The organism is Sphingobacterium sp. UBA6320, assembly GCF_002440335.1.
Classification (GTDB): Bacteria; Bacteroidota; Bacteroidia; order Sphingobacteriales; family Sphingobacteriaceae; genus Sphingobacterium.
On sequence record NZ_DJTA01000008.1, the window covers coordinates 75,669 to 97,450 of the forward strand.

Annotated in this window: 19 protein-coding genes and 1 pseudogene; 11 read left to right on the plus strand and 9 right to left on the minus strand. The window is 36.5% G+C overall.

Features of this window, described 5'->3' with window-relative positions:
- The first annotated feature begins 96 nt into the window (after positions 1-96).
- Complete coding sequence (locus tag B3P23_RS04255) at positions 97-690, plus strand: GNAT family N-acetyltransferase (protein ID WP_293924714.1); 594 nt, start codon at positions 97-99, stop codon at positions 688-690.
- Positions 691-959: 269 nt separating this feature from the next.
- Here B3P23_RS04255 and B3P23_RS04260 read toward each other — a convergent pair whose 3' ends face one another.
- From B3P23_RS04260 to B3P23_RS04275, 4 genes are all read right to left on the minus strand, one after another.
- Positions 960-1,436: a hypothetical protein gene (locus B3P23_RS04260; protein WP_293924716.1), complete on the minus strand. Its 477-nt coding sequence runs from the start codon at positions 1,434-1,436 to the stop codon at positions 960-962.
- 24 nt (positions 1,437-1,460) lie between these two features.
- The gene (locus tag B3P23_RS04265; protein WP_248754043.1) at positions 1,461-1,850 is read right to left on the minus strand and encodes a hypothetical protein; all 390 of its coding nucleotides are present in this window, start codon (positions 1,848-1,850) and stop codon (positions 1,461-1,463) included.
- Positions 1,851-1,924: 74 nt separating this feature from the next.
- Complete coding sequence (locus B3P23_RS04270; RefSeq protein WP_293924718.1) at positions 1,925-2,449, minus strand: GNAT family N-acetyltransferase; 525 nt, start codon at positions 2,447-2,449, stop codon at positions 1,925-1,927.
- A 355-nt stretch (positions 2,450-2,804) separates the two neighbouring features.
- The gene (locus B3P23_RS04275) at positions 2,805-3,185 is read right to left on the minus strand and encodes a (deoxy)nucleoside triphosphate pyrophosphohydrolase (protein WP_293924719.1); all 381 of its coding nucleotides are present in this window, start codon (positions 3,183-3,185) and stop codon (positions 2,805-2,807) included.
- An 857-nt stretch (positions 3,186-4,042) separates the two neighbouring features.
- On the opposite strand from B3P23_RS04275, the gene B3P23_RS04280 reads away from it, so the two are divergent.
- From B3P23_RS04280 to B3P23_RS04300, 5 genes are all read left to right on the plus strand, one after another.
- Positions 4,043-4,504: a hypothetical protein gene (locus B3P23_RS04280; protein WP_293924721.1), complete on the plus strand. Its 462-nt coding sequence runs from the start codon at positions 4,043-4,045 to the stop codon at positions 4,502-4,504.
- Positions 4,501-4,635 carry a hypothetical protein gene (locus tag B3P23_RS04285; RefSeq protein WP_293924723.1) on the plus strand — a complete coding sequence of 45 codons (135 nt, stop codon included), beginning with the start codon at positions 4,501-4,503 and terminating at the stop codon, positions 4,633-4,635. The genes B3P23_RS04280 and B3P23_RS04285 overlap by 4 nt, the downstream gene beginning before the upstream one ends.
- A 6-nt stretch (positions 4,636-4,641) precedes the next feature.
- Complete coding sequence (locus B3P23_RS04290; RefSeq protein ID WP_293924725.1) at positions 4,642-5,718, plus strand: hypothetical protein; 1,077 nt, start codon at positions 4,642-4,644, stop codon at positions 5,716-5,718.
- Between the two features lie 37 nt (positions 5,719-5,755).
- A complete protein-coding gene (locus B3P23_RS04295; RefSeq protein ID WP_293924727.1) occupies positions 5,756-6,973 on the plus strand; it encodes a hypothetical protein in 1,218 nt (405 codons plus the stop codon).
- Positions 6,974-7,352: 379 nt separating this feature from the next.
- Complete coding sequence (locus tag B3P23_RS04300) at positions 7,353-7,598, plus strand: hypothetical protein (protein ID WP_293924729.1); 246 nt, start codon at positions 7,353-7,355, stop codon at positions 7,596-7,598.
- 118 nt (positions 7,599-7,716) lie between these two features.
- Here B3P23_RS04300 and B3P23_RS04305 read toward each other — a convergent pair whose 3' ends face one another.
- From B3P23_RS04305 to B3P23_RS04325, 5 genes are all read right to left on the minus strand, one after another.
- Positions 7,717-8,604 (minus strand): endonuclease/exonuclease/phosphatase family protein, encoded by an 888-nt coding sequence (locus B3P23_RS04305; RefSeq protein ID WP_293924731.1) that lies wholly within the window; start codon positions 8,602-8,604, stop codon positions 7,717-7,719.
- A 94-nt stretch (positions 8,605-8,698) separates the two neighbouring features.
- Positions 8,699-10,459: a RagB/SusD family nutrient uptake outer membrane protein gene (locus B3P23_RS04310; protein ID WP_293924733.1), complete on the minus strand. Its 1,761-nt coding sequence runs from the start codon at positions 10,457-10,459 to the stop codon at positions 8,699-8,701.
- Between the two features lie 21 nt (positions 10,460-10,480).
- On the minus strand, positions 10,481-14,005 hold the full coding sequence (locus tag B3P23_RS04315) for a TonB-dependent receptor (RefSeq protein WP_293924735.1): 3,525 nt from the start codon (positions 14,003-14,005) through the stop codon (positions 10,481-10,483).
- A 186-nt stretch (positions 14,006-14,191) separates the two neighbouring features.
- Positions 14,192-15,409 (minus strand): FecR family protein, encoded by a 1,218-nt coding sequence (locus B3P23_RS04320; protein ID WP_293924736.1) that lies wholly within the window; start codon positions 15,407-15,409, stop codon positions 14,192-14,194.
- A gap of 55 nt (positions 15,410-15,464) precedes the next feature.
- Positions 15,465-16,049, minus strand: a complete 585-nt coding sequence (locus tag B3P23_RS04325; protein WP_293924738.1) for an RNA polymerase sigma factor — start codon at positions 16,047-16,049, stop codon at positions 15,465-15,467.
- A 510-nt stretch (positions 16,050-16,559) separates the two neighbouring features.
- Between B3P23_RS04325 and B3P23_RS04330 the strand changes: the two genes are divergently transcribed.
- The 5 genes and pseudogenes from B3P23_RS04330 to B3P23_RS04340 all read left to right on the plus strand — a co-directional run bounded on the left by B3P23_RS04330 (position 16,560) and on the right by B3P23_RS04340 (position 21,774).
- Complete coding sequence (locus B3P23_RS04330; protein ID WP_094772585.1) at positions 16,560-17,654, plus strand: Fic family protein; 1,095 nt, start codon at positions 16,560-16,562, stop codon at positions 17,652-17,654.
- A 221-nt stretch (positions 17,655-17,875) separates the two neighbouring features.
- Positions 17,876-18,142: a hypothetical protein gene (locus B3P23_RS04335; RefSeq protein ID WP_293924739.1), complete on the plus strand. Its 267-nt coding sequence runs from the start codon at positions 17,876-17,878 to the stop codon at positions 18,140-18,142.
- Positions 18,143-18,489: 347 nt separating this feature from the next.
- Complete coding sequence (locus tag B3P23_RS21450; protein ID WP_414713120.1) at positions 18,490-18,642, plus strand: Imm7 family immunity protein; 153 nt, start codon at positions 18,490-18,492, stop codon at positions 18,640-18,642.
- 10 nt (positions 18,643-18,652) lie between these two features.
- Positions 18,653-18,751 (plus strand): annotated as a pseudogene (locus B3P23_RS21455) (Imm7 family immunity protein); the annotation flags it as partial.
- Between the two features lie 491 nt (positions 18,752-19,242).
- Complete coding sequence (locus tag B3P23_RS04340) at positions 19,243-21,774, plus strand: hypothetical protein (RefSeq protein WP_293924741.1); 2,532 nt, start codon at positions 19,243-19,245, stop codon at positions 21,772-21,774.
- Positions 21,775-21,782 lie beyond the last annotated feature (8 nt).

Below are 21,782 nucleotides of genomic sequence, written 5' to 3' on the forward strand. Positions count from 1 at the left end.
GACAGCAGTTAAGCATCTGTAATGTATCAGTACAGCTAGTCTTACTAAATTATTCATATATTAGTTCGGTCTAAATTATTATTATCTATTACAAAAATGAACCTAGAAACATTCTTCTCATCAACATTGATTATTGAAAATGAGTCAATTTTATTACGTCCTTTGAACATTCAAGATATTGACAAAATTGAATCGATAAGTTATAGTAAGCAATTAGGAGAGTTTGGAGCAAGAGTGCACAATAGAAATGATTTGGCGGATTATTTTAACTTCTGTCTAAATTCAAAAAGAGATAAAGTGCTATACCCTTTGATTATTTTAAAAAAGGAAACCCATGATCCTGTAGGATTAACGATGTTTGGAAATATTAGTTTTCAGAATAAAAGATTAGAAATTGGATGGACCTGGATTGGTGAAAAATTTCAAGGGACAGGCATCAATAAAATCTGCAAAGGGCTTCTTCTTGATTATTGCTTCGACATTTTAGACCTAAGAAGGGTAGAATTTAAAATCGATATCAATAATTTGAAATCACAAAAGGCAATCGAAAAGCTTGGAGCCATCAAAGAGGGACTTTTAAGAAATTACAATATTCAATCTTACGGACGAAGCAAAGGAACTTATGTTTACAGTATTCTTAAAGAAGAATGGAAAATCCAAACTGGTATTTCTTTCGTAAAAGATGAATAATTTCTTGATTCATTCTTTTATCGATTTAATGCAAAATTAGCATTAACAATCGGTAAGGCTCCTCTAAATCATTAAGTAGGGTTTCGGTAAGAATAATTATAGAAAGGTTATTATTAAATAGGGGAGTGTAATTGATCATTTCTTATCAAATAAAGATTAATTTCCTGTTCTATATTTTTACCGTTCTACAAGAACCTCATATCTGTGTAGATAGTTACAAGGCTAATTAAAATCCTAAGCGCTTATATGGTGCATGAGCTATTACTCTTCTATTTATTCCACGCTAAAAACAACTGCGACATTAAATAATAAACTGCAGCGGCAAATACTGTTAAACCGATCACTTTTAGGTACTTCATACTTTGGCTGTTATTATTTCGAAGGATCTCTAAGTTTGAAATCGAGATCGCGACAGCAATTCCTATGCTTATGCTGTTTCCTTTAAAAATAAAGACAAAACAAAAGGGGAGCAGTGCGATAGCAAAATCATACCACTTCAGTCTTTCTACAATACGATATTGTATACTATCGATTACTAAAGCTCTTACAATATTCGGAAAACCCGCTTTTGGATATGCCTTTAGTATTTTTCCTGCGTGAGATGGAATTAAAAATGGTTTACCTTTTTCATTAGATCGTTCTAAAGGTAGATCGTCCATGTATAAAGTTTGCTCACCAAACCAAGTTGAATATTTCATTTCAAAATTCGAATCCGGAAAGTCGGGTAATTTAAATTGGCTATTCATATCTAGTGGTTCGTTTTTTTACAATCATTTCTGATTATCATCTCTCTTCTTTTTCATAATAAATACAATTCCTGATGTGCCGCCATCGCCAGAAGACACATAGTTGTAATCTACTGTTTCGACTAATTCAAACCCATTGTCCACCATGTGATTGAGAATAGCTGCATATGACTTCTTATTCGTTAGAAAATCGGAGTATTCTTTACCCACTTTCATCTGCTCTTCAGTTTCACCAAGATCAACATCGACCTTGAGTTTTTTAGATAGAAATTTCCCTTTAATTACGATATAAGCGTAAGTATATTTTTGAGTACTGGTATTATTCTCAGTTGCGAATTTTGTCTCACTAACGCTCTGTCCAAAAACGAATGACGTTATTGTTAGTAAGCATACAAGTAGGATTAGTTTTTTCATACATGATTTGGTTTTAATAGTGGAAAAATAATTTTATTTACCTTGCTGTTGTTTTCATAATTTAAAAACAGGAATTAGTCCGTTGCTAAAATAGCGTATCCGTAGTTATCAGACCAACCCGATTTTAGTGGTAATAATTTTCTGGTATGTGCTTCTCGCAACATTCCAACCTTCTCTAATACCTGTATAGAACCTGTATTCGCTACAGCACAACCGGCTTCTATTCTATGAAGATTTAGATCGTTAAAACCAAAAGCGATTATTCTTTTTAAACTTTCTGTTGCGTAGCCCTTATTCCAAAATTTGGAATCCAATTTGAACCATACTTCAGCATTTTTATATTTTTCTTTTCCTAAATTGATTCCGATCAAACCAATGAATTCGTGATCTTTTTTTAGTTCAATCGCAAATGTGTGTCTTTTGTTATTTTCTAAAATCCAGCTCTCAACAATTTTCCTTGTTTCCTGTATATCTTTTGGAATTCCCAAAGTGTTAAATTCATCGGTTTCTGCTAAACTGTGTAAATGGTGAACATTTTCAATATCATGTTCTGAAATTGGTCGTATATATAATCTTTCCGTTTTAAAATTTAATTCCATTATTTTTTAATATCTATTTTATTATTATCAATATTTATCTGGGCTTCATTATTCATTTTCCTATTCAATAACTGATAGTTCTAGAAGATTAATTTTGCCATCAGCCCCAAGAATTATAATTTCTTTTGACTTTAGTATATTTTACAATCTTTAAGAGCGTTTCCGGCACGCTTGGAGTAGAAGCATCTGCTAAAATATAAAGCTCAGCTTTCAGCCTTTTTGATTCAGGCATATAGATGGATGTATCAGTACATGTTCTTTTCGGTTTGATCCCATAATGTGATAACTCAGTAGGCAATTTGTTCAATTTATTTAGCTAAAGATTGTGCTATCAGCGATTCGTGTATTCCAAAATTCATAAACTCAAATATTCACGTACGATCGGCCGGTCAGCATCCGCCCAGTCGTAGTTGATTAATTTCGACGGTTCTACCCATATTGCTTGTCTATGTTCCGTTGCGAGTATAGCGCCAGATTCCCATTTGCAAATAAAAGGATAGAGGCATATGGCAAATTCAGGGTACTGATATTCTACCGCTGTCAGTGTTCTGACGGTAGAAATGGTCATGCCCAGTTCTTCTTTGATCTCCCTTTTTAGGCAGTCTTCTTGCGATTCATCCAGTTCGATCTTGCCACCAGGAAACTCCCATTTCATCGGGAGCTTCATTTTAGCAGAACGTTGACAGATCAACACTTTATTATTATGTTCAATTATAGCACAGGTTACATGTAACATCGTAGTTTAAAGGTACACAATCTTATCAATTTAATATAGTATATCGCTTTCTTAACCATATGTAGATGCTTTTATACTCCAACGCTCTTCAGGATTAGGTCAACTATACTTTACTTGCGTCTTAGTTTTACCGAATTTTAAAAAGCATGATACTGATATCAAAACTGATAGGGATAAATGGATGTATCTATTGAAACATATGAGCGAGCTGAACAAAATACCTGATTTTTTGGATAAGCTGGTATTTAGTCTTATGTTTCACCCGATAGTTTGTTTTTAGTTGTGGGTGAGACAGCATACGAAGCAAGTTTAAACCATAAGGTAGATGCGGAGAATATCTATTTTACCGCGCAGAGACTTGGACATGATAAAGTTTTCAAAAAAGGCTAAAGAAAGGTTAGAACGATCAGAGCTTACCGATCTTCAAAAATAGGAATTCAAAAATACGATCAAATCACGCTCAAGTAGATATTTCAATTTTTATGACAAACATGAATCTAAATGAGGTTGTTTCTTTTGACAAGATGAACGTTTTAATATGATCACATCAGACTAAAAATCATTCGTATCAGGGATATTTTCATCTCCACAGTTTTGTTATCTTTAATTTGAATAATCATTAAAAGTAAGGCGGTGAAATAGCTGGTGGTTTAATTTGGTTAAAAAAATGGATAATGAAATTGAAGAAATAGCGTTTTACTTAAGTATTAGGGGAAAGCCGAAGATTGAACACGACAGCGCCTCGGTGGCGATCATTAATGCCAGAATTATAAAAATAAATGAACTATTATTGAAGTCATTAACGTTTAAAATATGAAAAAGAAAAGTCCATGAATCCCTTCCACATATTAACAACTATGGAAATAGGAGCCGAGTTTTCGGAATCCGAAAGCTGTGTTCAGAATTTTCCTAAAACACTGCAATTCCCGTTTCCTGAAAAATATAGAAAATGGGTTACGCAATTTAAAACCATTGAAATTTCAGGAGATTTTATATTATTCAATTCTGTAGAAGCGGTGAACGAAAATAAAGAATTTGCAACGGAAGAATTTTGGGTTTTTGCAGGAACAGGACAAGGTGATCGGTGGTTGTTTGACAAAAAAGGAATGGTTTTCTTTTACGACCATGACTATGATGAAGGATTTGAATCCATGGGAATTAATTTTGAGCAAAGTGTGCAAATGGCTTTTTTGCTTCGCGATTTAGAAGCAAGGATGGACGAGCAGGGTAGAACTTCTGAGGAGACAAAAGTTCAGTTCACTACAGTATTTAACCAAATTCACCATCAGTTAAGTGAAAAATATCCGTTTCAGATATGAGCAAAGAGCTAGCAGATCCGTACCAACAACAATATTTGGCTTGGATGGACATCAGGATGTTCAAACCATCAATAAATGTGGCTTCCGAGCTTACAAATGATGGAGAACAATTCAAACTCACCAAAATATAAAGAGATATGTTCAGATACATCATGACCCTATTTCTTTTGACTAGTAGCGCGGCAATACTTTGCGCTCAGGATCATTCAAAAGAAACATCACACAAATGGAAAGAAATGAAACAGGTGAATCCTAATTTAAAGGAAACCAATACCATCAGGATTTTTGACGATCAAAAAAATGTCTATCAATTGGAACTCAGGGGCGGTAGACCGTTTAATGGCTATGAGATTAGTGATGAACAATTATTGGGAGAGCTGAATTATGTCAATTACTACCAAAACGGTCTATTGGTTGCCAAATATGCGATAGATTACCTCAACATGGATACGCAAACTGCACCAGTCAATTACACACTAAAAACGACTTACCACAATGGGAAAGCGTTGGATGGTCCTGTGTATCATGAATTGCCTCATGGTGTCGTACGAATCGATCAGTATCAAAATGGTCAGCGCATAGGTTTTATGATTGATCTATTTGCGATGCATTATTTTAATCGATTGGATTTTCAGTTGAAAGATAATAAGGTGATGATCCATGATATGCAGTCAAATAACGAACTGCATATCTATAAAAAAGAAGGTTTTCTGCAAGCTGATTTTTATAAAGGAAAAAAGCGAGTAGCTACTTCCCAAAAGAGTGTCCAACAAATAGATCAAATAGCACCTCATGCTACGACAGCTTATTATCTGGACGAAGATGGCATAGTGCGCGAATTTCATTTTATCAAGACAACATTCCCCGATATGGACGATCTAGAGAATGACTTCTTAAGCCCTCTATTTTCACAATTTTCGTTTGAGTTTGATGGAGATCTAAACCTGTTTTTTGACCAACTCCACAACAAACTTGGTGATTTAGGCAATATGGATAAAAGAAATTTCGCAACTATATTTCATTCCTACAGCTTTCCTTACGATGAAAAAAACTATTTGGGAGCGGTATCCTACAATGCTAAAAGTAAGCCCGACTATGGTATCACGATTCAACGTCTAGATTCTGGAACATACCAAGTGCAGAGGTATGTTGATGGAAAAGTGACATCTACAAAGACTACTGATGATCTGCATCCATGGAAAGAAGAGGATTGATATCCGGAGCAAATTAGCTAATAAAAAAAATAGAACAATGCATAGAAAAGAAATTTGGATAGACGGCGATACGCTTTTTTATAAAGATCATGACCATCTCGAAAAGGCCAATCTTCAGACTTTAAAATACGCTTATGTACAGATTTTGGGCGATGTGCCCTTTCTGTTCCTTTTTGCAGATCATCAACACTATATATCTACGGAATTAAATGGGTTTGATGAAGTATATCCGGAACTCTCAAACCGTTTTCATTTTGACAATACAACCTTTTTTGTCGTCAGTAAAGCCAAAAAGGAAGATGATAAAGTAAAAATTTGGACCAAGAAAATGGCTCAAAATTACCAGATTCTGGATACCTATCCAGGTGACGAAGATTTTGGCTACGAAGTATATACAGCACCTAAGCAGATGGTCTCTTGGGATACGACATATGAGCAATTGGAAGCATTAGGTTGTATAGAAACCTATTTCAGCGATTTTGGCGTAAAATATTTAAGATTCAAGTATCCCGTCAGGATCGGTGCACTTTTGATTCTCCAATTGGAAATATATGCAGAAAATACAAGATCAAATGCACCCATTCAAGAGTTTTTTGTGCAGCTCTATGATGAAACCAATACCGATCAAAGTTACCAACAACTTCGGGAGCTTTGGATCGATGAGCATATCGGCATCGATCAGTATGGCTATGAAAGAAATGATCAATGCCATTTACGTTTCGTATTGAGCAAAGGCATTGAAGCTTCCATTTGTTATACCTACGATGCAGATTATGGTTACGATGATGGCAGTACTTCGTTGCATTTTTACAACCAACGACAATACCATCATCTTTTAGAAAACCAGGCATATGAAACCGTGATGCAGGTTACTGAAATCATTTCCTTTCATAAAAAATTGGATATGAGCATCAGTTATACAAAAAGTAGAGCGATTAAGAATGTGCCCTCCAAGATACATCAACTACTGAAAAACCAAAGTGGTGTCTGGGTAGACGATGTTAATCAAAAAATAGGATTTGCAGGGATAGATACTGCACTGATTCTAGATTTTGATGAGATCAAATATTTTACTTTTCAGAATATCCTTCCCGCCAAAGGACCTGGATATGCAGATTTTATGGTGCATCTTAGCACCGAAGAATATCTGTATGTTTTTACAGCAGATACGTATTTCTTCGATCAGTTTGCTCAGCAATTGGAGCACATGACAAAAATAGCTGTTGAGATTCCTCAAGCATATTACAACTGTTAGGGGATATATTATTCACTAAAAATAAACAGAAAACTGCTTGCGTCATTTTATTGAATTCCATTTTCGACTTACATGAGCAAACTGACCCTACATCTAAAAGTATTTGCAAGATTAAAGGATGTTATGACCAAATTGGGTAAAACACACCTCGTTTGGTCATCATTATTGTTAATTTTAAATGTAGATTATTATAACATAAACTAAAATGCTGAATAATGAGCTGACTTCGGATTTTATAGCTTCAAAACGCTAAACTATCCTCCAAAGTTTAAAGAATTCCCACATTAATTTTCAATGACAGATCGGGAGATTTTTTATAGATAAAAAGGTGCGGCATGATGAAGACTTCATCGCTGCGAAGTCACGAAGATTACCCAAGGTGAAGAGAAAAAAGACAAAAGTAGATTATTTATACAGTACCGAGATGGTCGAATATGACAAAAATAGCCCTGTACCTTTCAGATCCTATGACATTCTTATTTTTGATAGTAGCAGACAGTTGGCTCCAGATGGAATAATTAATAATCTATTTCCAGACAACGATCTTGAGTCATTTTTAAAATTAAACACACCAAACAAGGGTTTACAGAAAATTAAACAACACCCCCAACAGCAGAAAATCTAGAATGGCATAGGAGGGAAGAGTCCCATGACACGGAGTTTGTTGGCGCTAAGAGATGCTCAAAAGAAAGAGTCCCGAAATTGTTGAACTACGGAACTCTTTCTTGAAAACTTGCTTTTTATTATTTCATCAGATCCAATTCCACATAAGTGGGATAATGATCAGATATATAATGGGTAAATTCATTCTTTATAACACCACTTTTGATCACCATCTTAGCAGCGCGGGCATTAGCCCAGATAAAATCGATCCGTTTCGGTACACCTGTTGCACTTTGTTTCACTTGACCATTCCCATCTTTAAATGTTGGTACGGTACTTTCAAAATTTTGATGCAATAAGCGGTATGTATCTTGAAATCCAGCTTGTTTTAATTTACCTAACACGCTGTAATCAATCTGGCCATTATTGAGATTACGAATATGCTCATGCTTTTTTTCATTTTCCAACATACCTGCCAAAACTTTACTACCGTATTGCTCTCGATCAGATGCATCTAGCGAATTGAAATCGCCCATGATCAAGATCGGCTCATGGGCAGGGATTTCCTTTGCTTGAGCCAGCACATCCGCCACTTCTTTTAATCTTTTTTGATAGTTAAAAGGTGAAAAATGAATAACAAAAAAATGCACTCCCTTTATTTTCGCATATAGGTAGCTATGCCACATATTTTCTGTGACTTTACGAAAATTTACCAGTGGATATTTCGATGTTATGGCAACCGGAAAGCCTTCTTCTTTAGATTGCAACACATAATCATGTTTTATGTGTTGCCCCAACTGTTCCAATGTCTTTTGCGTATATCCATTCATTTCTTCCAATGCAATGACGTCTGGGTTACAATCTTTCGTAAAATTGACAAATCGATCGATATTGACCGAATCTTTTTTGAGTCCATATAGTACATTATAGGATACGATTTTCAAATACTCTTGGGCCATTGTAACCTGAGCAGTCATCACGATACAAAGTATCAGTACTATAGGAAATAATCTATTTTTTTTCATCATATTATAAGTAAAATTAAAAAGTTCTATTCTATTGATATAAAAGATAGGAGCAAGGTCCATCGACCTTAGTCATACGATTTCGATCAAGCCTTTACTAGGTACCTGATTTGTCCCAACCCTCGTTTTGTTCCAGTTTATCATTCAATTGAAGTTCTTGAGTCGGGATCGGATAATAATAATCTTTTGATTCTATCCATTTCTTGTCAATGTCTGGTAAATTGACAATGCGGCCACCATTGCTGCCATTTTCTAATACCAGTTCTCCCAGTTTTTGATATTGGACGCCCGGTTTTTTTGTTGGCGCTGTTCCTTGATAAATAACCAGGTCCAACTTACCATCCTGGTCCAGATCATATTCGCCAGCTCCTGAAAAATACATGCCATAGAATGGCTGAGCGAGCTTTGCCCCCTCTTTCCAACGTAGAAGGTCCTGATAGCGCAAACCTTCTTTCACCAATTCGATACGACGCTCCCGACGAATCTCTAATATGGCACCAGTCTGTCCACTTTTGGTTACATGAGGATAACTTGCCAATAAATAGGGGTCAGGAGCGGAGTTTGCAGCACTTAATAACAGATTAGGCATTCCCACACGGTCGCGTAGTAGTTTGATGCTGCGATCGATATCAGTCTGCGTCAAATTTCCTAATTCAGCTTTCGCTTCTGCATAATTCAACAATACCTCTGCATATCTTATGATCGGCATATCATTAGTCGACTGACCAGCATCAAATGCGGGAGCAAGTATATATTTTATATATTGATATCCTGTAACTGATGTTGCAAAATCAGGGACTGAGGTTGTCGTAGCACCGATCCTTTTATAACCTGGAGTACGGATAGTCTGAGATAGACGCGGATCCCTATTTTGCGTCTCTTCATAGAAACCAATCTTTTCAAAATTAGGCTTATCGGTAAAGCGGGTGCCATCTTTCATCAAATAACTATTGACCAATTGCTTCACCATTCCCGGCCGGCCATAAGATGCAGACAGAATATAAAAATTGGCCGAATGCACATACGGTACTGCAGCACTATATTGTCTGGACAAGATCATCTCCGAAGCAATGGCATCCTCTGCAATAAAAAGTTCGTGATAGGCTGTTTTTACGTCACTTTTATAGATACTATAGGTATTCGATTTCATCAGCTCATCAGCGGCTTTTACTCCCTCTTCCAAGATGGCTTCCCAATCTCCTAAGCCATGGTATTTACGAAAGGTGCCTTCGAATAGACACATTCTCGATTTGTAGGCCAATGCTGTCCATTTGGTTATCAGCTGCGCACTTTTTGTGTCGCGACAGTTTGCGATAGCATAGTCAAGATCTTCTATAACTTTCGCAAAAACAATTTTTCGTGAATCTCTTGCTTTAAACATGGCAGGGTCATCCAATTCGTTTACTGTTTCGTACAAAGGCACATCACCAAATCGCTGAATCTTGTCAAAATAGAAGTATGCTCTAAAAAATCGAGCTACTCCATCATACTGCAAGCGCGCTCCTTCATCGGCACATTTATGTGAATTGGCCAAATAAAAGTTAATCTTGCGCAGCACCGTCCAACTCCATCCTCCGCCACTAGATGGAGTCGTTCGCGTACCTTGAAATTCGGCAGCTAATGTATTCCGGGCCTCATCATCACCTTGATTGGGATTGTTATAGTGAATCGCTAATGCATCCGGCAGATCACTATAAAAAGCATTGGTATAGGTCTGTAATTCTGATGCTGTACGAAAATAGTTTTCTGGAGCTAATTCAGATAAAGGGTATCGCTCCAGATATTGATCGTTACAGGAATTAAAGAGAAGAACTGCTGCAAATGCCGCAAATTTTATATACGTGTTATTCGTTTTCATGATTTAACTGATTTATACGATTTACAATGAAACTTGTACTCCAAAAGAAAATACTCGTCCTACAGGATAACTTCTTCCTGTATTGTCTGTCATCACTTGTTCTGGATCAATGTAATCGGTCTTTAATTTGGTCCAAGTATGGAGGTTTTCTCCACTAAAAAATACACGCAATTTATTGATGTGCACGCGCTCTGTCAGTGACAGTGGAAGGGTGTATCCGATGGTTAGGTTCCTTAGTTTCAAATAGGCTATATCTTGGATATACATGTCATTAGCGACAGATAATTCCGAATTCTGGGCAGTATAACCTCTCAAGAAAGGAAAATAAGCATTTGGATTTTCAGGAGACCATATTTTATCTTGAAAATTAGCCGGGATAAAGGAATCATACGGTCTTGCATACACAGACCAAAATGCTTGTGCTTCCAGATTAGGGTACCAATTTTGGCGCCCCACTCCCTGTAGGAATACCGAAGCATCAATACCGTTCCAATTGGCCGATAAATTAAGCCCGTAGGAATAGCGAGGCTGATCATTACCGATGACGGTCCGGTCTCCAGGATTGTTCAAGGTATTATCGCCAGCGTTAATAATTCCATCGCCATTCAAGTCCAAAATTTTGATATCGCCAGCTTGCAACATCCGAAGATCAGCAGTAGGAGCTTGCACACGCCTTCTGTTGATTTGATCTTGATTGACAAGCTTAGCGTAGGCCTGAGCCTCTTCTGTCGTTTTGAAAAGCCCATCGTATTTGTACCCCCAGATTTCACCCAATTTTTGTCCTGTATAGTAGTTATTTAACAGACCCGCATCATTGGCAAATTTTGTGATCTCAGCTTGGTAATCGGACAGCATCGCGCGAACAGAGTAATGAAATGCTTTACCTGCTACAGCAAATTGATCTTTCCAAAGCAAAGAAACTTCAAATCCTTTTGTCTTCAGATCGGCCGCATTTTCTTGAGGTTCTGCAGCCCCAAAAACTGCTGGTTGCGTTTTTCCTCTGCTCAGCATACCTTTGGTCTGCCTTACGTATAGATCTGATTGAAAATCCAACCGATTGTTGAACATGCTGAAGTCTAAACCAATATTACTCGTTGTGATCTCCTCCCAGGTCAAAGTAGGGGCAACAGGTGCAGGATTATTGGCCACATTCAATTTCTGTCCATTGACAAGATAGGAAATCTGTCCAGTACCCATTGATGAGATATACGCATACGTACTGACCTCTTGATTTCCTAACGATCCGTAAGAATAACGCAATTTCAAATTATTGACCGTATTCTTCAACGGTTGGAAAAACTTTTCCTCACTGATCCGCCAACCTGCAGAAAAAGAAGGAAAAAATCCAAAACGACTATGTTTTGGAAAACGAGAAGTACCATCATATCGTCCACTCACCTCAAATAGATATTTTCCTAAATAATCGTAGTTTAATCTATAAAACCCACCTCTTAGCGCCCATTCATCTGCACCAGCTTCAAATTGTTTTTCACCGATGACCAAGTCTAGATCATTTAAACTTTCAGAAAGCAAATCTTGTCCGATTCCGCCGATTCTTTTGTACATACGATCTTCTTGATTGAAGCCCGCCATAGCTGTAAAATGATGATCAGCAAAATCTTTTTTATAAGTGGCAAATACATTGATAAAATGCCAGACATATTTACTCATACTTTCTCTCAGCTTGTCTTGATTTAACTGCGAAAGAGAAGACAGTTCCATCACGCCTGGATACTTGGAGTATAGTTGTTTGGTCTGTCTGTAAGAATAATCAGATCGATACTCCCGGTAGGAATAGTTGCCCGTTACGCTCAAACCTTTACCCAGCTTAACAACCGCTTCTGTCATATTGGTAAACTCAGTACCACGCGTATACCCCCTCATATTGCCACTTTCAAGAGCATTGTGCAGGCCATAGCCAATCGGATAACTGTTGATCCCCGAATATCCCGTTATTGTCCCATCTGGATTGCGAGGCACATACATAGCATGATAATGGTAGGTTGGACTGTTGCTCACGTTATTCGCAACCGTACTAAAATTATTTTCCAATCCTGCCCAATCATAAGATGATTTGAAAAAGTGCGTACTATTGCTCACCGTCAACCATTCTTTAACATCACTAGCGATGTTAGCCCGTAAATTGTATCGCCCAAACCGATCAGGATCAATATTAAAGATACCCTGTTCTTTGGCCTTCGATCCGGACAGCGCATATCGGGTATTTCCTGTAGATCCAGAGAACGACAGGTTATGCTCACTCTTGGGTCTACTATCATCATACAAGTAATTGAACCAATCAAAATTGCCATAGTAGCGGTATATATCCCGACCACTTGCATCTTTTTTGACCACTACCCACGGACGGTCGGGATTTTCAACCTGATCATTGACCCTGGACAATAGCTCTTCATAGTCTTCATCGGTATAACGGGTAGTGCGATAACCCAATGCATTGTACATCGCATCATCATTGAGTTTTGCGTTCCAATATCCACTCGTTATAAAATCCGTATTAGTGGCATGTTTCGTAAATCCGATGTTATTACTATAATCAATAGTCGATTTGCCGTTTTTACTGCCTTTTTTAGTGGTTACCAATACCACTCCAAAAGCTCCACGCGCACCATATACAGCAGCTGCAGAAGCATCTTTTAAGACCGTCACAGACTCCACATCATTTGGATTGACCCGGTCCAATGTGCCCAGTATACCATCGATCAAGATCAATGGCCCGCCGCCATTGATAGAGGTATTACCACGTATATTTACAGTACCGCTATTTCCAGGTTTTCCAGATCCAAATACAATATTTAAATTGGGAATTGTTCCCTGCAGAGCCTGCGTTAATTGGGTGACAGGTCTGTCCTCAAATTCTTTACCCGATATCTGACTAACCGCCCCAGTCAGATTGACACGTTTTTGCTCACCATAGCCCACCACCACCACTTCGTCCATGGCCGTAATGGCTGGTTTCATATGGACAATCACATCCGACTGACCCGCTACAGCAAGTTCCTGTGGCTGGAAACCAACTATTGAAAATTGCAACGTTACATTGTTACCGGACAGTTGGATCTCAAACTGCCCATTTTCAGTACTACCGGTTTTATTTGACGTACCCTTTTCCGTGACTGTTACATTGCTTAGCGGCAGACCAGCAGCATCTAAAATTTTTCCTTTAATTTTCCGTTGCTGTACGAGTGCCACAGGTGTGTGGGTTTCGATCGCAGGGGCAGTTCTTGGCAGTCCCTTGCTCAGCACTACGTTATTATCAACCATCCTATAAGTGATCTGATATGGAGCAAGAATATCCTTCAGAACAGTTTCAAATGGAGCGTTACGATAATTGATATTTATTCTTTTTGTATTGGATACCAGCGATTCCTTATACAAAATATTGAAACCACTTTGCTTTTGCAGATCCTTGATCACGGTCTCCAGTTTAACATTTTGTTTCTTCAAATTTATACCCTGACCATAGGTGAGGGCGCTTACTTGTAAAGCTGTGGCAAATAATAAAGGTAGTGCGATTGACAATTTCATAGTCAATGGGTTAAAGGTGTAGGTTTGCCTAAAATTCATAGGCATTCCACACCGAATTTTTTTGTACTTTTGCATACGGTTGATCAGTGTTTTATAAGTTAAGATTTGTTCGGCCTCCTGTCTTTTCTAAAGACATAACTTCAGGGGCGGTCGCAACGCTCCTGAAATTTTTCACATGGGTAGATATTATTTCATTACATAAATTCTCCTTCCTTTTAATTGGAAATGTATGCCTCCCACCAGTTCAATTGTTTGAAGCAGTTTATTAATATCTTCATATTTAGATATTGTTCCTGAAAATTGAAAATCTGTCAATTCATTCTTAAAGATAACTTCCACATCATACCATCGGCTTATTGTTTCCATGACCTCCTCAATAGCGGTCTTTTCAAAAGCAAATTTTCCGTCTTTCCATGCCGAAAAATAGAAAGGATCTACTTGTATTTTCTTGACCCGATTACTAGCCATATCAAATGTTGCTTGTTCATCGGGCGATAAATATTGTCCATCATGATCACTCCCCGCAAAGTTTAATTTCACTTTACCTTCTAGCAGTGTGGTGACAATCTTTTGTCCATAATGCTGCAGATTGAAGATCGTTCCTAATACCTCCAATTTTTGAGATCCTGTGTGGATGATAAATGGCACACGTTTACCAGCCTTCACTACTTTCGCAACTTCAAAATAGGCTTCGCCAGTCATCTCAATCTCTCGAATATCCTTATTAAATTGAACTGGATATCGAAGCGTCGTCATGGCATTTAACCAGACCTTTGTCCCATCCGGCAAGATCAATCTATACTCTCCACCTCCAGGTGTCACGATGGTATTATGGACCAATTTTGATGATTCTTTACCCGGGTATTTTGGTCGATAAGATATCGAGCCATCCGCTGTTTTCACAATATCAAAATCACCATGAGGGATCACCGTATCACCTTTAATTTTTTCCAGGTCAATACGTGATCCATTTTCTAAAATAATTTGTGCTTTATTCGTTCCAGGTAAAACCTTTAATTCCGTATCTACATTTTGGAGATGAGCTATTTGGTCGATTTCCTTTTCATTCTGGTTCCAAATTAGAAAAGCCGCTGTGCCCAGCAATAACACTATTGCAGCAGTCGCTATACTTTTGAAGATTTTTATTTTTGATACTGAGCGATCAGGTATGTCGGTTAAACTATTTTTAACACGGTCGTCGGATTTTATTCTGGCAAATAATTGTGCTGCGTCAGGCTCTTTAAGCGAAGTATTTTCATCCGTATCTTGTTCCATCAACTCTTCCCAAGCCTCCAAAAACTCTGGATCTTCAATATATTTAATAAAATTTTCTATCGCAGTTCCCTGAAGGGAACCTGCATAGAACTGGCGGATAAGTTTTTTATATGCTTCTACTTTAGACATCTTCCATTTATTGTGCGCTATTAGATTAATCGCGCCACAAACTAAGATGGACTAGTTAAAAGATATTTTTTATGAAAAATATAAGAAATAAGATGTTCTCTAACCTTAAACGGACAAAATGATAGGCAGCCACGAGGTGATTCCTTACCGTATTTTTTGAGATTCCGATTTGATCTGATATTTCCGAATAACTCAGTTCATCGATCTTATTCATTCGAAAAATGACTTGCTGTTGTTTAGGTAATTGATCAACAACTGCATTTAAAAACACGATCAGATCCTTGTCTTCAATCTGTTTTCCTAAGTGGTCATGTGTTTCGTCCCATTGGGAATACTGCGTTAATTCAAAGCGTTGACGAACGGCTTCCTTTCTAAATGCAGAAATAGCCATTCTTTTTGCAACAATATATAAGAACGGATAAATTGCTTCAACTTCAGGGATATCCTGGCGTTTTAAAAATAACTGGATGAAGATCTCCTGCAGGATTTCTTCGGCATCCACCTGAGAAGGACATAGTCGACTTATGCGTTGAAACAAGATTGGCTTATAATATTCAAATATCTTATAGAAGGCACGTTCATCCCCTAATTTAAAGCGATTAAATTCATCTAGACTACATGAAAATCCTTTCACATCCATTATAATATGACCCCTAGGTTATTTTGGTTAAAGTAACGAAACTGATATTAAATATATATAAATATAAGGTTATTTCAAAATGAAATTATAGCGCTTTAACCCACATCGTCAATGATGTTGTTTTTTTTATAAAATCAAAAATAGTCTATTGTTTGAACAGTAATATGCTTACTTGTCCGAAATGAGTTGCTCTCTTTACAAAACGGTTGTTATTGCATATTTCAAAAGTCATCAGCTCAGATATTCTCACATACCAGCAGCAGGTCAGATTCCGCCCAGTCTTAGTTTTGATCATCATTAACCGAATATAACCAACTGATATTTCAAATTTTGATGAAGCACAGCTTAGATTCTAAACAAGCTACAATATAACATTGGGGTTTAACTCAATAAGGTGATATTATGGACACTACTATTGTGCTGCTTATTTTGTGCGGATATTAAATAGTTTATTCTCCGCTTCTATTGCGGTGAATAATGCTTATATTTACCGCATACATTTTAGAAGCGATGGCAGTCTATATACACGAACGACATAATTGGACCGATTTCCAATGGAAAGACCATAAGATACTTAATTTATTAAGCGAAGTTAGACATCTGCAAGGAAAACTTATTGGAAAAGTAGAGTTGCTAGGATTTGAATTACAAGACGAAGCAAACTTAGAAACACTTATACAAGATGTAGTGAAATCATCAGAAATAGAGGGGCAAATACTTAATCCAGAACAAGTGCGCTCTTCAATAGCTACTCGATTAGGGTTAGATAATTCAGGTTTGATACAATCTGACCGACATATTGATGGTGTGGTAGAAATGATGATAGATGCTACACAGAATACAGATAAGACCATAAGTATAGAAAGATTATTTGGCTGGCATGGCGCATTATTTCCAATCGGTAGAAGTGGCTTGTACAAGATCGATGTAGCACAATGGAGAAGTGGAGATATGCAAGTGGTTTCGGGAGGAATGGGAAAAGAAGTTGTACACTTTGAAGGACCTAAAGCTGAACGTCTCGAAGAGGAAATGAAGAGATTCATAGGCTGGTTTAATATGGATTCTAGTATAGATCCAGTCTTAAAAGCTGCTATTGTACATTTATGGTTTGTGACTGTACATCCATTTGATGATGGAAACGGACGTATCGCTCGTGCATTGACAGATATGCAACTATCGAAAGCGGATGGTGTCAATCAACGCTTTTATAGTATGTCTGCGCAAATTAAACAAGAACGTAAGGAATATTATACGATTCTAGAGAAAACGCAAAAAGGAGATTCTGATATTACCAATTGGTTAGTTTGGTTTTTAAAATGCCTTAAAGAAGCTATTATTGCTTCGAATACGATAATAGATAAAGTCGTGGGAAAACATCACTTTTGGATGCAAAACAGTGTTCATATCAGTAATGAAAGGCAACGGATGATGTTGAATAAATTAATGGATAATTTTGAAGGAAATCTGACTTCATCAAAATGGGCAAAGATGACCAAAGTATCGGCTGATACCGCATTACGAGATATTACAGATTTAGTTCATAAAGGTATTCTAATTAAAGCAGATTCGGGTGGCAGAAGCACAAATTATGAGCTAAATTGGTAGTCTTTTCATTTTTAACTGCCTATAAGATATATCACCTTTTATCAAGATCATGAAAAGCCATTCTGCCAAGAATGGCTTTTATTTGTTAAAAATAATAATCATCATCAACTTTTTAATGTTATTTTAGGGAGAGATTACTGATAGCCCCTTAAATAACTAACCAACAAGATTCTATTTAACCCTAATACTCAAAATTCAGAAACAAAAATTTGATATCCAAAATGATAGAAGAAAAATATGAACCATGGAAGCCAATTGAAGAACTTCCAAATAATCCTTTTTTTTACGAAATGAATTTTAAAGAAGAAAGTCTAATCGTCTTATTAAAGGAATCGGATCTTGTTAGTAGATCTTTAAAGATAGCGTTTAAGAATCCATTAGCTTATCGAATTGTTACTGAAGCCGGTCGCATGAATACATTAAATAATCCTTTTATATATACGTTTTGTAAAACAAAAACATGTAATTTTCTTGAATGGTTTAAGTAAGAAAGTTATGGAATGTTTAGTAAATTAGATGAGAATCATCATATGATATGCAACAGTGACAATATTATTGATGTGATTACTAATCAGATTCCAGAACTCATGTGGATTGATTAATTTTAGTAGTATGGTATATTTGGAGGCTTTACTATTTTGATAATACCTTTGTAAATACTTTAACTAGAGCGCAACCGGCAAATATTAGAAAGAATATGATGTAAGCAATGGGTTGGATTTCATTAAGTCCGAGCACAGACGGAGAACATGCTATTAATCAAACTGAAGATCTCCAAAAAAATGTTTTTAAAATTGATTGGTTCTTTTCAATCTATTAATCTATTAATCAATTTATAGAATTAAAAGAATTGAATGGGCGCAAATATTTATTGATTGGTATTAATCATAATCACAATAATGGTATGATAGAATTGGTAGAGCAATTACTTAAGAATATAGGCTTACTGTCAAAAGGATGTTATGGCATAGTTTACGTAAAGGGATGATGAATCACTTGAAAATGTTAATTTTCGAGTTATAAAACTAGCTAGAGGTAGGGTTGCTACAGCTGAGGACTCCTTACTTAGCCCCTGTAACCCGACTATTGAAGACTGAAGTAGGAAAGGATTCTAAAATGGGGGGCAAAAGGAACTAAAAAGTATAGATCTAGAGAAATCTGTTAGAAGAATATCATAAATGCTTATGATGGCTATATCGATTTTATAACTTAACTACAATTAGTTCTGACTATAGAGACAAGTTCTTATTGGAGATCAAGGCGCTTGAATTTCATATGTTATAAGAAATATCTGAAAGGTGAAGGAGCTAATGATCTTGATAATTTTATTGTGTATCCAAGCAAATTTATCTAAGTTTAACTACTATAAAAGGGAAATAAAAAGTGGTATCAATACAAAAGGAAATTCTGTAATCAAACCAATTATAATTAGAAGCAGTTTTTTATAATCAGGTATAGTAGTGTAATTTGATATTAAGATTACCTATGTGAAGTTTTATGTGAAATAAGTAGCTGTAAAAGTTAGAGTAGATGAGGCAGAATGATTTAAAGGAAGTGCTGAACGAAGTTGGAATGGGAGTATTAAAATATGAATAGTATATTATTAAAATTGTTATGTATTTGTATACTGACTGCTAGTTCACTACCGAGTTATGCTCAGGGTTTGTATTTTGTTAGCCACGAAGAGGTACAGAACAGACGGACTGGACTCGAATTATTTGGCGAAAATATGCTTTCCATAAAGGATAAGTTTGATATGAAGTTTGCATTGAAGTACCGCCCGGGTCAGGAGACCTATTTTGGTTATGTATTTCGACTCATTCTTAACGATCAATATAATATAGATTTAATCACCCGTGACTATAGTCCGCAAAATAGAAAGTTAAGTCTAGTAGTAGGTGATCAGGAATATACAATTGCATTAAAAAATAATATAGTCGATGCATATCAATGGCTTGATGTGCATATCATGTTGGATTTGAAATCAGGAAATTTGCAATTTAGTATTGGTGGACAGCAACTTAAAACACCTCTATCATTTCCAAAACAGGTTTCAGCTCGAATTTCCTTTGGAGCGAGCAATATGCCTCGATACTCTACTACTGATGTACCACCAATATATGTCAAAGATATTCAACTGTATCACGGGGGAAAAGAGCAGTATAAATGGGCTTTACAGGAAGAGGGGCATCTTTCTGATCAGTTCCGAAATGAAAAGGCGATTGCGATAAATCCAATATGGGTGCAGTCTTTACATCGTAAATGGTTAGTGTCAAATTTAGTACATACGAGCCCAGCTGCAAGTGTTTGTTTTGATCAAGAAAAAGAAGTTCTTTACATAGTAGGCAATGAATACATTACTAAATATGCAATAGCGACAGGTAAACAGGAACGTCTTGTATATGCTGATGGACCATTGGGCCTTTTGCAAGGTAATCAATCTCTTTATGTCGGTGAGAGAAAAAGTGTCTTTAATTATTTTCCAGACCAAAAGTTATTGACTTCTTTTAATGAAGAAACCCGTACCTGGAGTAAAAAATATGCAACAGGACAAACAACTGCTTACTGGCACTCTAATAAATTTTTCAACAAGACCGATTCCTCAATTTATGTTTTAGGTGGTTACGGGTACTTTACATATAAGAATCAGCTATCAAAGATTTCGATTAAGAATGGTCAATGGCAGGACGTAACACTCAAGGAGTCTGCTTACACACCTCGATATTTGTCTAGTCTTGGAGTAACTGATAAGGGGGCTTATATCTTGGGTGGATATGGAAATAAATCAGGTAAGCAGGAGTTGAATCCACACCATTATTATGATTTACTTTATTTTGACCCTGTAAATGTAACAATCCGTAAAATTGCCAACCTTCCCATAATTGATCAAGAATATATTTTTGGTAATTCTATGGTCATCGTAGGATCACAATATTATACCTTAATGCATACTAAAAACGTATTCGACACAAGTATTCGACTGCTGTCTGGTAGGCTAGATGGTACAGCGGTTAAAGTACTGTCGGATAGTATCCCGTATAAATTTAGTGATATTAAATCCTATTCAGATCTTTTTTATGCTACTCGCTCTCAAAAACTCTTGGCGGTTACTTTATTTGATAATGGCGAACAAACGGAGGTGAAAATATATAGTCTTAATTTTCCACCGCAGTTTTTAGATCCTGCCGCTATTAGTAATGGTTTAGTCACGAATAAAGGTATGATTGGGCTTCTTTTGTTTTTGAGTGGAGTAATAATTTTGATTTTTTTCTTGTGGAGAGCTAGGAAAACGAGATCAGGTCGCTTGAACGTACCTGTTAAGAAAGAAATGAGCTCATCTTTAAAAATAGAACAAGAATTAAATGTTGAACAGCAGGTGGTCAATCATATCTATTTATTCGGGTCATTTCGAGTATTTGATAACAAAGGAGTGGAAGTAACGCGTCAATTTACCCCCGTTCTTAGACAATTGTTTCTTAGTATGTGTCTATATACTTTTTCATCCAAAAAGGGCATTAGCTCCGAGCGTTTATATGAATTGCTGTGGTCGGACAAATCTACAAAGAGTGCGCGTAATAATCTATTGGTCAATATGGGCAAGTTAAAAGTAATTCTTTCGGATGTGGCCGGACTTGAGATCTCTAAGGAAACAGGTTATTGGGCGATAAAACTGGATGAGGAGCATGCACAAATCGATTACGCCTATTTTAAAAAGGTATCAAAAAATACAGGTTTAGACTATCGAAAAAAAATGATGATAATCGCAGACATCGTTCAAAAAGGAAGTTTTTTAGAGGATCTGAATTATGAATGGATGGATGAATATAAGAGTAAGATCTCAACAATCGTGGGAGAGGTTTACACCGGTTACCTGGAAGCTATTTCTTTAGGAAATGAGAAGGAAGATGTGCAGCTTATGATTGCTAATAAGATCATGCAATTTAATTCGATGAATGAAGATGCCATGTATGTATCTTGTCTATTGATGTCTAAATCGGGTATGCATCAGGAAGCTCGAATAACTTATGAAAGCTTTGCACAAGAATACCTTAAACTTTATGGGGAAGTCTATCCCATAACACTTAAAGAAATTTTAAAACATTCCCAAAATGTTTATTAATGCTATAA

Excerpts from the sequence above, each read along its gene's own strand:
- B3P23_RS04255 (WP_293924714.1), top strand. The coding sequence starts at position 97 with ATGAACCTAGAAACATTCTTCTCATCAACATTGATTATTGAAAATGAG.
- B3P23_RS04260 (WP_293924716.1), bottom strand. The coding sequence starts at position 1,436 with ATGAATAGCCAATTTAAATTACCCGACTTTCCGGATTCGAATTTTGAA.
- B3P23_RS04265 (WP_248754043.1), bottom strand. The coding sequence starts at position 1,850 with ATGAAAAAACTAATCCTACTTGTATGCTTACTAACAATAACGTCATTC.
- B3P23_RS04270 (WP_293924718.1), bottom strand. The coding sequence starts at position 2,449 with ATGGAATTAAATTTTAAAACGGAAAGATTATATATACGACCAATTTCA.
- B3P23_RS04275 (WP_293924719.1), bottom strand. The coding sequence starts at position 3,185 with ATGTTACATGTAACCTGTGCTATAATTGAACATAATAATAAAGTGTTG.
- B3P23_RS04280 (WP_293924721.1), top strand. The coding sequence starts at position 4,043 with ATGGAAATAGGAGCCGAGTTTTCGGAATCCGAAAGCTGTGTTCAGAAT.
- B3P23_RS04285 (WP_293924723.1), top strand. The coding sequence starts at position 4,501 with ATGAGCAAAGAGCTAGCAGATCCGTACCAACAACAATATTTGGCTTGG.
- B3P23_RS04290 (WP_293924725.1), top strand. The coding sequence starts at position 4,642 with ATGTTCAGATACATCATGACCCTATTTCTTTTGACTAGTAGCGCGGCA.
- B3P23_RS04295 (WP_293924727.1), top strand. The coding sequence starts at position 5,756 with ATGCATAGAAAAGAAATTTGGATAGACGGCGATACGCTTTTTTATAAA.
- B3P23_RS04305 (WP_293924731.1), bottom strand. The coding sequence starts at position 8,604 with ATGATGAAAAAAAATAGATTATTTCCTATAGTACTGATACTTTGTATC.
- B3P23_RS04310 (WP_293924733.1), bottom strand. The coding sequence starts at position 10,459 with ATGAAAACGAATAACACGTATATAAAATTTGCGGCATTTGCAGCAGTT.
- B3P23_RS04315 (WP_293924735.1), bottom strand. The coding sequence starts at position 14,005 with ATGAAATTGTCAATCGCACTACCTTTATTATTTGCCACAGCTTTACAA.
- B3P23_RS04320 (WP_293924736.1), bottom strand. The coding sequence starts at position 15,409 with ATGTCTAAAGTAGAAGCATATAAAAAACTTATCCGCCAGTTCTATGCA.
- B3P23_RS04325 (WP_293924738.1), bottom strand. The coding sequence starts at position 16,049 with ATGGATGTGAAAGGATTTTCATGTAGTCTAGATGAATTTAATCGCTTT.
- B3P23_RS04330 (WP_094772585.1), top strand. The coding sequence starts at position 16,560 with ATGGCAGTCTATATACACGAACGACATAATTGGACCGATTTCCAATGG.
- B3P23_RS04335 (WP_293924739.1), top strand. The coding sequence starts at position 17,876 with ATGATAGAAGAAAAATATGAACCATGGAAGCCAATTGAAGAACTTCCA.
- B3P23_RS04340 (WP_293924741.1), top strand. The coding sequence starts at position 19,243 with ATGAATAGTATATTATTAAAATTGTTATGTATTTGTATACTGACTGCT.